Source organism: Pseudonocardia ammonioxydans, assembly GCF_900115005.1.
Taxonomy (GTDB): domain Bacteria; phylum Actinomycetota; class Actinomycetes; order Mycobacteriales; family Pseudonocardiaceae; genus Pseudonocardia; species Pseudonocardia ammonioxydans.
Map to the genome: position 1 here is coordinate 53,032 of NZ_FOUY01000002.1, position 13,755 is coordinate 66,786.

Annotated in this window: 13 protein-coding genes; 8 read left to right on the forward strand and 5 right to left on the reverse strand. The window is 74.9% G+C overall.

Going from position 1 to position 13,755, the window contains the following annotated elements:
* Positions 1 to 46 precede the first annotated feature (46 nt).
* Positions 47 to 1,054 carry an ABC transporter substrate-binding protein gene (locus BM093_RS02850; protein ID WP_093336760.1) on the forward strand — a complete coding sequence of 336 codons (1,008 nt, stop codon included), beginning with the start codon at positions 47 to 49 and terminating at the stop codon, positions 1,052 to 1,054.
* A 14-nt stretch (positions 1,055 to 1,068) separates the two neighbouring features.
* On the opposite strand, the gene BM093_RS02855 is transcribed toward BM093_RS02850, so the two are convergent.
* Complete coding sequence (locus BM093_RS02855; RefSeq protein ID WP_245773261.1) at positions 1,069 to 2,793, reverse strand: hypothetical protein; 1,725 nt, start codon at positions 2,791 to 2,793, stop codon at positions 1,069 to 1,071.
* Between the two features lie 313 nt (positions 2,794 to 3,106).
* Here BM093_RS02855 and BM093_RS02860 point away from each other — a divergent pair, with 313 nt between their 5' ends.
* On the forward strand, positions 3,107 to 4,231 hold the full coding sequence (locus tag BM093_RS02860) for an HNH endonuclease signature motif containing protein (RefSeq protein ID WP_245773262.1): 1,125 nt from the start codon (positions 3,107 to 3,109) through the stop codon (positions 4,229 to 4,231).
* 11 nt (positions 4,232 to 4,242) lie between these two features.
* Here BM093_RS02860 and BM093_RS02865 read toward each other — a convergent pair whose 3' ends face one another.
* Positions 4,243 to 5,004, reverse strand: coding sequence for an SDR family oxidoreductase (locus tag BM093_RS02865; RefSeq protein WP_093336764.1), 762 nt, complete (start codon positions 5,002 to 5,004; stop codon positions 4,243 to 4,245).
* A gap of 38 nt (positions 5,005 to 5,042) precedes the next feature.
* Here BM093_RS02865 and BM093_RS02870 point away from each other — a divergent pair, with 38 nt between their 5' ends.
* Together BM093_RS02870 and BM093_RS02875 are read left to right on the forward strand one after the other, a co-directional pair.
* The gene (locus BM093_RS02870) at positions 5,043 to 5,543 is read left to right on the forward strand and encodes a DUF309 domain-containing protein (RefSeq protein WP_093336766.1); all 501 of its coding nucleotides are present in this window, start codon (positions 5,043 to 5,045) and stop codon (positions 5,541 to 5,543) included.
* Positions 5,544 to 5,545: 2 nt separating this feature from the next.
* Complete coding sequence (locus BM093_RS02875) at positions 5,546 to 7,069, forward strand: SGNH/GDSL hydrolase family protein (RefSeq protein WP_245773263.1); 1,524 nt, start codon at positions 5,546 to 5,548, stop codon at positions 7,067 to 7,069.
* Positions 7,070 to 7,095: 26 nt separating this feature from the next.
* Here the strand turns inward: BM093_RS02875 and BM093_RS02880 are convergent, their stop codons facing one another.
* Together BM093_RS02880 and dprE2 are read right to left on the reverse strand one after the other, a co-directional pair.
* Positions 7,096 to 8,220 (reverse strand): NDMA-dependent alcohol dehydrogenase, encoded by a 1,125-nt coding sequence (locus BM093_RS02880; protein WP_093336770.1) that lies wholly within the window; start codon positions 8,218 to 8,220, stop codon positions 7,096 to 7,098.
* A gap of 163 nt (positions 8,221 to 8,383) precedes the next feature.
* Positions 8,384 to 9,118 (reverse strand): decaprenylphospho-beta-D-erythro-pentofuranosid-2-ulose 2-reductase, encoded by a 735-nt coding sequence (dprE2, locus tag BM093_RS02885; RefSeq protein WP_093337443.1) that lies wholly within the window; start codon positions 9,116 to 9,118, stop codon positions 8,384 to 8,386.
* A gap of 75 nt (positions 9,119 to 9,193) precedes the next feature.
* Here dprE2 and BM093_RS02890 point away from each other — a divergent pair, with 75 nt between their 5' ends.
* The 4 genes from BM093_RS02890 (at position 9,194) to BM093_RS02905 (ending at position 13,022) form a co-directional block, all read left to right on the forward strand.
* Complete coding sequence (locus tag BM093_RS02890) at positions 9,194 to 10,594, forward strand: PLP-dependent cysteine synthase family protein (protein WP_093336772.1); 1,401 nt, start codon at positions 9,194 to 9,196, stop codon at positions 10,592 to 10,594.
* Positions 10,595 to 10,700: 106 nt separating this feature from the next.
* Complete coding sequence (locus BM093_RS02895) at positions 10,701 to 11,366, forward strand: nicotinamide mononucleotide transporter family protein (RefSeq protein ID WP_093336774.1); 666 nt, start codon at positions 10,701 to 10,703, stop codon at positions 11,364 to 11,366.
* Entirely contained in the window at positions 11,363 to 12,211 is an 849-nt protein-coding gene (locus tag BM093_RS02900; RefSeq protein WP_093336776.1) for a shikimate dehydrogenase, read from the forward strand. Before BM093_RS02895 ends, BM093_RS02900 begins: the two co-directional genes overlap by 4 nt.
* Before the next feature lies 1 nt (position 12,212).
* Positions 12,213 to 13,022: a methyltransferase domain-containing protein gene (locus BM093_RS02905; RefSeq protein WP_093336778.1), complete on the forward strand. Its 810-nt coding sequence runs from the start codon at positions 12,213 to 12,215 to the stop codon at positions 13,020 to 13,022.
* Positions 13,023 to 13,024: 2 nt separating this feature from the next.
* Here the strand turns inward: BM093_RS02905 and BM093_RS02910 are convergent, their stop codons facing one another.
* A complete protein-coding gene (locus BM093_RS02910; protein ID WP_177238232.1) occupies positions 13,025 to 13,747 on the reverse strand; it encodes a TetR/AcrR family transcriptional regulator in 723 nt (240 codons plus the stop codon).
* Positions 13,748 to 13,755 lie beyond the last annotated feature (8 nt).

The window sequence follows — 13,755 nt, forward strand, 5'->3', positions numbered from 1 at the left end:
CCCGGCACCGGCACCCACCACACCGGTCAGCTCCGAAGGGGTACCGATGTCCCGCCGTTCCGTACGGTCGCTCGTCCTGCTCGTCGTCACGCTGGTCGTGGCGGTCACCGCCTGTGCCGGCCCCGCACCCGCGCCACCGGACACGAAGGCGATCACGACCGGCGGTGAACGCTTCTCCGTCGCGGACACCGAGACCGCCGCCCTGGGCTCGGATGCCGAACCGGGCGTGTTCCCCCGCACGGTGCGGCACGCGCGCGGCGAGACCGTGCTCGACGCGGCACCGCAGCGGGTCGTCGTCCTCGACACCGGCGAGCTCGACGACGTGCTGTCGCTGGGACTCACACCGGTCGGTGTCGCCACGACCGACGGGCAGATCCCCGCCTACCTGGAGCCGAAGCTGGGCGACGCCACCCGGCTCGGCCTGCTCGACCCGCTCAACCTGGAGGGCATCGCGGCCCTGCGTCCGGACCTGATCGTCGGCAGCAGGCTGCGGGTCGACCGCTACTACGACCAGCTCGCCGCGATCGCACCGACCGTCCTGAGCATCCGGCCGGGCTTCCCCTGGAAGGAGAATCTGCGCCTGGTCGGCGACGCGCTGGGTGCGGAGACGGCAGCCACCGAACTGCTGAACGCCTACCAGACCCGGGCCAACGGGATCAGGGACTCCATCGGGCCCGATGCGCCGACGATCTCGCTGGTGCGATTCATGCCGGGGCGGCTGCGGCTCTACGGGAACCTGTCGTTCATCGGCGTCATCCTCGCCGACATCGGCCTGCCCCGGCCTCCGGAGCAGGACATCCAGGAGCTGGCCGTGGAGATCTCGGAGGAGCGGATCGACCAGGCGGACGCCGGTCAGATCTTCTACTCCAGCTTCGGCGACCCCGCCCGCAACGGCCGCGACGCCGTCGTCGGCGGTGAGCTCTGGGAGCGGTTGCCCGCCGTCGCCGCCGGGAACGTCGCGGAGGTCGACGACAGCGTCTGGTTCCTGGGCCTCGGCCCGACCGGCGCGAACCTGGTGCTCGACGACCTGACCGCGTACTTCGCCGACCGCTGAGCCGCCCCGGGCGCTCAGCGGGTGATGGTGAGCGCGTCCGTCGACCCCGGCCGCAGCGTCCCGCAGCCGGAGCGGGGTGCCGCACTCGCCGCCTCGCGGCGCGGCTGGGTGACCTCGCGGGCGTAGGTGCTCGCCTCGGCCAGCCGCGCCGGGTCGGTGACCAGGTCGCGCCGGACCAGATAGCCGGAGTCGGGGCTCACCATGTGCACCGGGACGTACCGCTCGGCCGTCCGCGGGTCGTCGAGCAGCCCGGTCATCCGGGTCCAGTTCCCGTGCACCTCGACGAACTCCGGCGCCACCTCGTCGAGGACGTGGTCGCGCAGGCCCGCCATGTCGCCGTCGGCGTGGAAGCGCGCGATCGGTGCCGACACCAGACCGACCAGGTCGACGACCTCGTAACGGCTGGTCAGCGCGGTGCCGCCGACGTCCGGGGTGGCGATCCGGCCGTCCGGGACCCCGAGGATGTCGCCGAACGCGTTCGGCGCCGCCCCCATCCCGACCGCGATCGCGCACAACGGCACGGTCGGCCCGTTGCGGAACGTCCGCGCGGTCTCCAGCCACGACGCCGCCGACACCACCAATGCCACCACACCCAGCCCCCCGGCCACGGCGCGACCGCGCACGGTGGCCGCGCCGATCGCCCGGTCCGCGGCGAGCACCGCGACCAGTGCTCCGAGCGCCCAGATCGGTGTCGCGAAACGCTGCAGGCCCATCCAGTCCGGTTCGAGGACGGCGTAGGCGGCGAGCGCGAGCCCGAACGGCACGAGCAGCACCGCGAGCAGGGGCCGGTGCCGTCCCGGCCGCAGCAGCGCCGCCCCGAGCGCGCCGGCGGCCAGCGACACCAGCAGCCAGCCGGCCACCGGCACCAGCTCGGCCGGCCGGTTCAGCGCGGTCACCTCCGGTAGCCCCTGGGCCTTCGCGACCGCGGTGTTGGGCACCCACAACCCGAAGGTCGCGACCCGCCAGGCGAGGTAGCCGCCGTAGGGCACGGCGAACACCAGCAGCGACAGGCCCGCCGCGGCGACGGCACGGCCGATCGTGTCCCGGCGCAACAGCACCAGCAGCGCGACCGGGTAGGCGACGGCATACACGAGCCCGTCCGGGCGGGTCAGTGCGGCGAGCGCGGCGAGCAACCCGCAGGTCACCGCCGGTCCGGGCGCGGTGAGCCGGCCCCGGGCCACCGCCCGGACCAGCGTCGCGGCGATCGCCGCCGCGCCGAGCGCGAGCAACGGGTTCTCCAGGCCGGACGCCAGCCAGGCCGCGTACGACGGCACCGCCGCGACCAGCGTCCCCGCCACCGCGGTGACCGCGGCCGCCCGCCACCGGCCGGGCACGACCTCCCGCGCCACCACGTGGAAGGCGGCCACCACGCCGGCACCGCAGGCCAGCGCGGCCGCCTTCGGGAACAGCACCAGGTCCGACACCCCGAACCAGGTGCCGTGGTCGAACAGCCCGACCGCGCTCGCCAGCACGAGCAGCGCCAGCCAGGACGGGTTCGACCAGCCCTCCACCGGGGCCGCGCCCGGCTGCAGGACCGGGCCCGCCCCGGCGGCGATCGAACGGGCGTAGGCGAACGTGATGCCCGCGTCGTCGACCAGCCAGCGGCCGTAGAGCGCCATGTGCAACGCCAGCGCCGCGGTCGGGACACCGACGGCGAGCAGCCAGGTCAGCGGGGCACGCGGCCCGCGGCTCGGCGCGGGGGTGACGGGCCGGACCGGTCTGTCGGGTGCCTGGACCACGCGGGCATCATTCCGCACCGCCCGCGGCCCGCCTACGCGAGGTGGCATTCGGCGCCCGATTCCTCCACTCCGGAAACAATTCGCCGACCAATTAAGCGCTCCACCAGCGGAATTCGCAGAAGCGAACGGCACCGTGACATCGAACACCAGTTCGAGTAAAATGGGGTGCGTGACCGCAGTTCATGATCCCCCGATTCCCGACACCCACCCGGGTGCCGGCGAGCCCGGATTCCCGCAGGTCGATCTCGTGTTGATACAGGTCGCGGTCGAACAGGCCGCCACGGTTGACGCGGAATCGTGTGGGGAATCCGAGTTGATCGATCAGATCCAGCAGATCGAATCCCTGCAGAACTCTCTCGCGGCGTTGCAGGCGAACCGGATCCGCTCCTTCGCCCGCACCCACGTCGACCGACGGATCAGGAGCGGGGTGGTCGACCCGGACAAGCTCGAACGCGGGGTGATAGCCCAGCTCGGGCTCGCCTGCCGGGTCTCCCCGACCGAGGCCCGCTCCCGGCTGCGCGCCGCCCGGGACCTGCGCGAGGGCCTCGACCACATCCGTGGCCTGTTCGTGGCCGGGGAGCTGAACCGGGACAAGATCGCCGCCATCGTCACCGCTACCGCCGACCTCGACACCGGCCAACGCGCCGCGGTCGACGCCCGCCTCGCCGCGCACGAGCTGACCCGGCTCGGCATCGGACGGCTACGCGACCTGGTGCGCCGGCTGGTCGCCGAGATCGCCCCGGAGAAGTTCCGGTCCCGGGTCGAGGCCGCCCGCGCCCAACGCCGCGTCACCCTGCGCCCGGCCCCGGACGGGATGAGCTACCTGACCGCCTACCTCCCCGTGGAACAGGGCGTCGCCTGCCTGGCCGCGCTTCATAAGGCGTTCACCGAGGTCTCGGTCGACCCGGCACCCCTGACCCGCTCCCGCGGGCAGGTCATGGCCGACACCCTGGTCGAACGCGCCACCGGGAAGTCCGTCGCGACCGACGTCGACATCGAGGTCCAGGTGCTGGTGCCGGTCGAGGCGTTGATCGACCCCGACAGCCCGCTGCCGGCCGAGGTTCCCGGCCACGGCCCCGTCCCGGTCGACCTGCTGGCCACCACCACCGGCCGGAAAGCGCTCCGTCGGCTGTTGACCCGCGACGGGTTCATCATCGGCGGTGGGTCCCGGCAACGGTTCTTCACCGGGCTGCTCGCCGAGTTGGTGAAGGCCCGGGCCCGGCAGCGTTGCACCGAGCCGTACTGCGACGCCCCGGCCCGGCACGTCGACCACATCGACCGTTCCGCCGAGCACGGGCCGACCGCGCTCGAGAACGGGCGCGCCGTCTGCGAGTTCCACAACTACATCCGCGAACAACCCGGATGGAACGTGGCACGCACACCCGACGGCGTGCAGACCACCACCCCGACCGGGCACACCTACCTGGCACCCGAGTGAGCGCCGGCCGGTCAGCGTGTCGTCCAGATGCCCCCGTCGACCGGGATGATCGCGCCGGTGACGTACGAGCCCGCCGGCGCGGCCAGGAACAGGGTCGCCCCGACCACGTCCGACGGGCGCCCGATACGGCCCAGCGGGGAGGACTCGGCGATCTCGTCCCCGGCCTCCTCGAGGGTCGCCCGCATCATCCGCGACGGGAACGGGCCCGGCGCGATCGCGTTGACGGTGATCCGCTTCGGCCCCAGCTCCTTGGCCAGCACCCGGGTCAGCTGGTGCACCGCGGCCTTGCTGGCCGAGTAGCTGTAGTTGGCAGCCTCCGGCACCCGCAGCCCGTCGATGCTGCCGATGTTGACCACGCGGGCCGGGTTCTCGACCGACGCGGCGGCCTCCAGCAGCGGCAGGAACGCCCGGGTCAGGAAGAACGGGGACTTCACGTTCAGGTCGAGGACCTTGTCCCAGGCGTGCGCGGGAAACTCCTCGAACGGCGCGCCCCAGGTGGCGCCGGCGTTGTTGACCAGCAGGTCGAGCCGCTCCTCGCGCTTCCCGATCTCGGCGGCCAGCCGCACGCACTCGTCCTCCGAGGACAGGTCCGCCGGGATCCCGACGGCGCCGGTCCCCGCCTCCGCGGCGGCACACGCGTCGGCCTTGCGGCTGGACACGTAGACCCGTGCCCCCGCCTCCACCAGCCCGCGGGCGATCATCTCACCGATCCCGCTGGTCCCGCCCGTCACCAGGGCGACCTTGCCGTCGACGTCGAACAGCCCGTGGGTCATGGTCCGCACGCTAACCGATCTCCTGGCAGGGTCGGGTCATGACCCGATCCCGCGACCGCGACACCCAGGGCCGGGCCCGCAACGCCCGGCCCCGCGACGCCGCCGGGCGCCCGCTGCCGCACGGTGCCGCCGGCGTCGACCGCGTGCCCGAGGACCTGGCCCTGGCCCCGGACGAGGCCGTCACCGAGGCCCAGCGCCTGCTCGACGAGGGCCTGCCGTTCCAGGCCCACGAGGTCCTGGAGGGCACCTGGAAGGACAGCGGCGACGACACCCGCGAGCTGTGGCGTGCGCTGGCCCAGGTCGCCGTCGGGCTCACCCACGCCCAGCGGAGCAACGCCCGCGGCGCCGTGGCGCTGCTGCGGCGGGGTGCCGAGGGCATCCGGTCGTGGCGGGTGCTGGGCGTGGACGCCCCGGCCGGGCTGGACCTCGACGGGGTGACCGCGCACGCGGACGGGCTGGCCGACGACATCGAGGGCGGGAGCGACAGCACGACGAGCGCCGACCGGCTCCGTCCGCGGCTGCGCGGCACCCCGTCGTGACGGTGGCGGCCCGCCGCATCCGATTCCCCCGGCTCCGCGCACTGCTGCGCGAGGCCCGGTCGCTCCCCACCGTGGCGCTGCTGGCGCTGATCGCGGTCGCCGGCGTCCCGCTGGTGATCATGCTGACGCCCGAGAAGCACGTCGAGGTGTTCGGGCAGGACATCGGCGTCGGCGCCCGCGTCCCGCCGCTGTCGCTGTCCGGACCGGCGCAGATCGTGCAGCTGGGCAACGCCGAGTTCGACCTGACCGAGATCGAGGTCTACGGCCCGATCCGCCCCCGCCTGTCGATCGGGCCGCTCACCCGCCCGCCCGACAACGGGCCGCTGCTCGACGCGCAGTCGGCGGACGACCCCGGCGGGGTGGACGCGGCCGTCCGCGAGCTCACCGAGGGCTTCGCCACCTGGTACCTGTGGGGCGCGGCCGGGATGGTGCTGACCGCGCTGCTCGGCAGTGCGGCGATGGCCTGCGCCCGGCTGCTGGTCGCGCTGCGCCGGGGCCGCACCCGCAACCGTCCGGTGCACTGGGACGACCACGCCGGCCCGATCGGCCGGATGACGACGATCGCGCTGGCGGCCTCGCTGCTGCTGTGGGGCGGGGCCGGCGTCGCCGCCCTGCACGGCACCACCACCGGGCTCGGCAAGGTCACCTCGCTGAGCGACCTGGTGGGGGCCACGACGGTCAGCCCCTCCCCCGTCGGGCCGCCGGTCACCGGGGTGACCGGCGCCGTCATCGGTGACTCGCGGGCCGCCCGGATCGGGGGACCGCTGGTCGAGGGCCCCGACGGGACCGTCGCCCCGGACGACGCCGCGTGTTCCCGCAGCGTCGACTCCACCGCCGCGCAGCTGTCGTCGCTGCGCGGCGAGCAGGTGCTCAACCTCGCCTGCGCCGGGGCGAGCGTCCCGGCCGGGCTGCGCGGTCCCCAGCAGCGCGACGGTGTCACGGTGCCGCCGCAGGTCGGGCGGCTCAAGCAGGTCCAGGGGCTGGAGTGGGTGGCCGTCGCGGTCGGCCCGAACGACCTGGCCTGGTCGGACTTCCTGCTGTACTGCTACGGGCTCGAGACCTGCGACGACCGGCTCTCCGACGGCGAGTTCGATGCCCGGCTGGCCGAGTTCGCCCGCGACACCGGCGCGCTGTTCGCCGACCTGGACGACCTGCCCGGACGGCCACGGGTCGTCGTGACGCTGTCCTACGACCCGTTCCCGGCGACCTTCGACCCGGCCTGCCCGGACATGCGCGGCCCCGCCGGCACCCCCGGGCTGGACCAGGCGAAGATCGACCTGCTGACCGAGCGCAACCGCCGGCTCAACGACGTGCTCGCCGACGGCGCGGCCCGGTTCGGGTTCACCACCGCGGCACCGAACCTGACCCCGCTCTGCGCGGTCTCCGGCGACCGGATGGGCCCGGACCTGCAGGGCCTCGACCGGCCGGACCCGTTCCACCCGACGGCGCTCGGTTCGCTGCGGATGGCGGCCTCGACCGCGGCCGCGCTGGCCGTCCCCCGCGAGGAGACCCCCGGCTCGCGCTGAGCCGGGCGGGGGACGGCCGTGCGCGATCAGTAACGGATGACGCCGCGGATGTTCTTGCCGGCGTGCATGTCGTCGTAGGCCTCGGCGACCTGGTCGAGGGTGTAGGTGCTGGTGACCAGCTCGTCGAGCTTCAGCGCGCCGGTGCGGTAGAGCTCGAGCTGGCGCAGGATGTCCCAGTTCGGGTTGCTCATGCCGAACATCGCGCCCTGGAGCCGCTTCTGGAACAGGGTCACGTCGGCCAGCGACACCGGCAGCGCCTCGGTGCTGTTGATGTCACCCAGCGCCGTGACGACCACGGTGCCGGCCTTGCGGATCGAGGCCATCGCCTGGCCGATGTGGTCGGGCTTGACCACACCGACGGTGACGACGGTCTGGTCGGCGCCCTGCCCGTTGGTGAACTGCTTGGCGAGCTCGGTGGCCTCCTCCATCGACTCCACCGCGTGGGTGGCGCCCATCTGCTGGGCCTTCTCCCGCTTCAGCGCCACCGGGTCGACCGCGATGACCTGCGAGGCACCGGCGTGCGCGGCACCCTGGACCGCGTTGATGCCGATGCCACCGATGCCCATGACGATCGTGGTGTGGCCGGGCTGGACCCCGCCGGCGTTGACCGCGGAGCCCCAGCCGGTGCCGACGCCGCAGCCGACCAGGCAGGCGACCTCGAGCGGGATGTCGTCGGGGACCTTCACGCACGAGTCCTCGGAGACCAGCGTGGTCTCGCAGAACGTCGAGAGCCCGCACATCTGGCCGACGGGGGTGCCGTCGTCGGCCATCTTCAGCCGGGTGGAGTTCTCCTCCCAGCGGGTGCCGGCGAGCAGCCCGGCACCCAGGTCGCACAGGTTCTGCATGCCGCTGGCACACCAGCGGCAGTGCCCACAGGAGGGCAGGAAGGAGAAGACGACGTGGTCGCCCTCCTTGAGCCCCTTCTTGTTCGCCCCGGCCTTCGTGACGATGCCGGAGCCCTCGTGGCCCCCGGCGAACGGATAGGTACCGACCGGGATGTCACCGGTCGCGATGTGGTCGTCGGAGTGGCACAGGCCCGACGCCACCATCTTGACCTCGACCTCACCCGGGCGCGGGTCGTCCACCTCGAGGTCCACGACCTCGAACTTGCCCGGCGCGCTCCGGACCACGGCTCCGCGAGTGTGTCCCACTGCTGTCCTCCTGGACGTCGTCGTCACCACTGGGGATGCGCACGCGACCATATGACCACGATCACGGGAGCGGAAGTGCCACACGCCGATTGCGGCACGCAGACCCCCAGTCGACGGTCCGGTTACCCACTTTGTCGGGGCATCCGGCTCAGCAGCATCCGGGTCAGCGGGGCATCCGGCGCCACACCGCGCGGGGCAGCAGGCGCAGCACCGCGAACAGCAGCCGCAGCGTGCCCGGCACCCACACGTCGGCGTTGCCCCGCCGGGTGCGCACCGCCCGCACGGTGGCGTCGGCGACCTGCTCCGGGGTCGAGGACAGCGAAGCCGGGCTCATCCCCGTCGTCATCCGGCCGATCACGAACCCGGGCCGGATCAGCACCAGCCGCACCCCGGACCCGTGCAGCGCGTCCGCGAGGCCCGAGGCGAACCCGTCGAGGCCGGCCTTCGCGCTGCCGTAGACGTAGTTCGCGCGGCGCACCCGCACCCCGGCCACCGAGGAGTACACGACCAGCGTCCCGCTGCCCTGCTCCCGCAGCACCCCGCTCAGCTCGGTGAGCACGTGCACCTGGGCGAGGTAGTCGGTGTGCACGATCGCGGCCGCGTGCGCGGCGTCGGTCTCCGCGCGGGCCTGGTCGCCGAGGATCCCGAACGCCACGACCGCGACGTCGATCCGCCCGTGCCGGGCCAGCACCTCCTCGAGCAGCGGGCGGTGCCCGGCGAGGTCGTCGGCGTCGAACTCGACGGTGTCGGCCACGGCACCGGCGGCCCGCACCCGGGCCGTCTCGGCCGCGAGCTCGCCGGCCCGCCGCGCGGCCAGCACCACGGTCCCGGCCCCGCCCGCGGCGAGCCGCTCCGCGACCGCCACCCCGATCTCGCTCCGTCCACCCAGGACCAGCACGGTCCCGTTGCGCCGCTCGCTCACCCGCGCAGCCTCCCACCCCGTGACGCAGGACCGTGGGGCAGGATCTCGGCCATGGGGGCGGACGGAGACGGTGGCCCGGTCCACGGGTCGGTGCTCGACGGGATCGGTGCGACGCCGCTGGTGCGGCTGAACCGGATCGTGCCCGAGGGCGGCGCGCCGGTGTGGGTGAAGACCGAGTGGGCCAACCCGGGCGGCTCGGTGAAGGACCGGGCGGCGCTGGCCATGGTGCTCGACGCCGAGGCGTCCGGCGCGCTGGCCCCGGGCGGGACGATCGTCGAGGGCACCTCGGGCAACACCGGGATCGGGCTGGCGATGGTGGCGGCCGCCCGCGGCTACCGGGCGGTGTTCGTCGTCCCGGACCGGACGACACCGGAGAAGCTCGCCCTGCTTGGGGCCTACGGCGCCGAGGTGGTGCCGACGCCCGGACTGGTGCCGCGCGAGGACCCACGCCACGTCCAGCAGCTCGCCGCCCGGATCGCGGCCGAGACCCCCGACGGCTGGCTCGCCGACCAGTACGCCAACCCGGCCAACCCGGACGTCCACGAGCGCACCACCGGCCCGGAGATCTGGGCCCAGACCGGCGGGCGGATCACCCACCTGGTCGCCGGGGCCGGCACCGGCGGGACGGTCACCGGCGCGGGCCGCCACCTGCGCCGGCACGGCGTGGAGATCGTCGCCGCCGACCCGTGGACCTCGCGCTACGGCGGCGGGGACGGCAGCCCGTACTACGTCGAGGCCGTCGGCCACTACCTGCACCCGCTGACCGGGGCCGACAGCTGGCCCGCCGTCTACGACACCGCCGTCCCGGACCGCACCGAGCGGGTCGGCGACGGCGAGTCGCTGCGCACGGTGCGCCGCCTGGCCCGCGAGGAGGGGCTGCTGGTCGGCGGCTCGGCCGGCCTCGCGGTGGCCGCCGCCCTGCGGGTCTCCGCCGCGGCCGGGCCGGACGGCCTCGTCGTCGCGGTGCTGCCCGACTCCGGCCGGATCTACCTGTCGAAGTACTTCGACGACGCCTGGCTCACCACCCTCGGCTTCCTCGACGCCGCCGAGGAACCCCTGGTCCGGGACGTGATCGGCCCGCACGAGCCCGGCCTGCGGGTCGCCCCGGCCACGGTGACCATCGGCGAGCTGCACGCGGAGGTCGGCCCCGGCGGGCCGGGCGGCGCGGTCCCGGTCGTGCTCCCCCGCGCGACCGACGCCGACGGTACCGCCACCTGGTCCGTACCGGACGTGATCGGCTGCGTCCGGCTCGGGGAGCTGGCCGGGCTGCCGGCGGCCGACCGGGTCGGGGTGCACGCGGGTCCGCCGCCGCCCACGGTCGGGCACGGCGAGGCCGCCGCGACGGCCGCCGCCCGGCTCGACGACGCCGGCGTCGACCCGCAGGACCCGGTCCTGGTGCTGGTCGACGGGCGCGGTGTCACCCAGATCGAGCGGGCCGCGCTGGACGGGTGAGCGTGTGGGTCCACTCACAGCACGGCGGGTCGGTATGGGCGTGCGACCCCGCACCGTTGTCCCCTGACACGGGGCGTGCACCGGGACGTCCCGGGGAGGGGACGTCGTGGATCTGCTGCTGCACCACGGACCGACCGTGTTCGGCCAGTTCGTCTCGTGGGCCGAGCTGGTCGGCCAGCTCGGCGCCCTGGCGGTGGTGTTCCTGGCCCAGCGCCGCAGCATCGTCACCTGGCCGGTGCAGATGGCCGCGTGCGCGCTGCTGTTCGGCGTCTACGCGTCCGCGCACCTGGGCGGGCTGGCGTTCCGGCAGGTGATCGTGCTCGCGATCTCGGTGTTCGGGCTGCTCGCCTGGCTGCGGCAGCGGGACCCGGTCTACGGCCTCGTCGTGCGGCAGGCCTCGTGGTGGCAGCGGCTGGGGCTGGCCGGGCTGCTGACCGGCGGCACGGTGGCGACCGCGCTGGTCCTGGACGCGCTGGACGCCTCCTGGGCGCCCTGGCCGGATGCGGCGATCTTCGTCGGCACCGCGGTGGCGTTCCTCGCACAGGGGCTGCGCCTGATCGAGTTCTGGGCGATCTGGCTGCTGGTCGACGCGGTCGGGGTGCCGTTGCAGCTGGCGTCGGGGCTGTGGTTCTCGGCGGCGGTGTACGTGGTCTTCGCCGGTCTGGTCGTGCACGGCTGGTGGAGCTGGGTCCGGGCCCGCCGCCGGGCCGGGGCGGCGGCGCAGGAGCCGTCCCCGGTCGCCGGATCGTCGCCGCGCATACTGCCCGGGTGACCCTTCCCGCCCGCCGCGCCGCCGTCCTCGGCTCGCCGATCGCCCACTCGCTGTCCCCCGCCCTGCACAACGCGGCTTACGCCGCCCTGGGGCTCGACGGCTGGCACTACGACCGGTTCGAGGTCGACGAGGCGGGCCTGGCCGGGTTCGTGGCCGGGCTCGGCCCGGAGTGGGCGGGGCTGTCGCTGACCATGCCGCTCAAGCGGGTGCTGCTCGACGTCGCCGACCACGTCGCCCCCGGCGCCGCGGCGATCGGCGCGGGCAACACGCTGGTGTTCTCCCCGGACGGCAGCAGCGCGCACAACACCGACGTCACTGGGATCGCCGAGTCGCTGCGCGCGGCCGGGGCCGGCAGCGGGCGCGCGGTGGTCCTGGGCGCGGGCGGGACCGCGCAGGCCGCACTCGCCGCCCTGCACGACCTGGAGGCCGACGGCATCGACGTGCTGGTGCGCGACGCCGGCCGGGCCGACGACCTGCGCGAGACCGCGGCGCGGCTGGGCACCGAGGCCCGGGTGCACGCCGTGCTCACCGACCCGGCTGCGACCGCGGACCTGCTCGACGGGGCCGCCGCCGTGGTCTCCACGCTGCCGGCCGGGGCCGCCGACGCGTTCGCCGGCGCCCGCTGGCGGCCCGGCACGGTGCTGCTCGACGCGGTCTACGCGCCGTGGCCGACGGTCGTCGCCGGCGGGGCAGCCGCGGCCGGGGCGACGATCGTGTCCGGGCTGGAGATGCTGCTGCGCCAGGCGGTCGCACAGGTGGAGCTGATGACCGGGCGCCCGGGGCCGGAGGCCGCGATGCGCGAGGCCCTCGACGCGGCGGTGCTCGCCCGGGCCGGGGCGCACTGACATGCCGGCCGGACCGCCCCGCGACACCTACACCCACGGCCACCCGGACGTCGTCGTCCGCTCGCACGCCGCCCGCACCGCGGAGAACTCCTGCGGTTACCTGCTCGCCCACCTGCACCCCGGCACCAGCCTGCTCGACGTCGGCTGCGGACCCGGCAGCATCACCGTCGACCTGGCCGCGCGGGTGGCGCCCGGCCGGGTGCGCGGCGTCGAGGTCGTGGCCGGGCCGCTGGAGCGGGCCCGCGCCGAGGCCGCCGCGCGCGGGGTCACGGTGGAGTTCGCCGTGGACGACGGCTACGCACTGTCCGAACCGGACGGGAGCTGGGACGTCGTGCACGCCCACCAGGTGCTGCAGCACGTCTCCGACCCGGTCGCCGTGCTGCGCGAGCTGCGCCGGGTCACTCGCCCCGGCGGGCTCGTCGCCGTCCGCGACGCCGACTACGCCGGCTTCCACTGGTGGCCGCACGACCCGCGGCTGGACCGCTGGCTGGAGCTCTACCGGGCGGTGGCCCGGGGCAACGACGCCGAACCCGACGCCGGGCGCCGGCTGCTCGGCTGGGCGCACGCCGCCGGTTTCACCGAGGTGACGCCGTCGGCGTCGACGTGGTGCTACGCCACGCCCGCGGAGCGCGCCGCCTGGGGCGGGATGTGGGCGGACCGGATCCACACCGGCGTCGGGCGGATGGCGGTGGAGCGCGGGCTCGCCGAGGTGTCCGAACTGGACGCGATCTCCCAGGCGTGGCGGGAGTGGGCGGCGCACCCGGACGGCTGGTTCGTCATCCCGCACGGCGAGCTGCTCTGCCGCCCCTGAGCTCACCGCAGCCGGGAGCGCACCCAGAGCAGCAGCATCTCGACCCGGTCGGCGAACCGGTCGTCCACGTCGGACGCGGCGGCCGGGGCGATCCGGCGCAGGTGCGGCAGGTCGTCGGCCGAGCCCGCGGTGAACGCCGCCATGGCCGCGGTGTCCTCGGCCGGGGCGTGCTGCGGGTCCGCGGCACCGGCCCGTGCCTCCCACTCCTCGAGCTCGGCGAACCCGGAGACCGTGCCGATGATCAGGTCGCACGCCCGGGCGGCGTCGGCGGGGGTCAGCCCGGTGCCGAGCAGGAACCCGGCGAGCACGTCCATGTTCCGCATCGCCGCGGCCCGCACCTCGTCGTCCATCGGGGTGCTCGCCACGATCCGCAGCAGCACCGGGTGGCGCCGGTACCAGGTGCGCAGCTGCTGGCAGAACGTCGTGAGGTCGGCCTCGGCGTGCGCGGGGTCCAGCCGGGGCGCCGGCCAGTCCCGTTGCGCCACGACGACCGCCGCGGCGAGCGCGTCGTCCCGGTCGCGCACCACCTTGTAGACCGCCCGCGGCGTGACGTCGAGCCGGGCCGCCAGCGACCGCATCGTGACCCGGTCCGCGCCGTGTGCCGACACCTCGTCGAGCACGGCCCGCCCGATCCGCTCCCGGGTCAGCACCGGCTCCCCCTTCGGCGGGCGGCCCCGCCGCCGGGCGGTGCCCGGCGGCGGTCCGGAGGACGGTGCGACGCTCACCGGGCCAC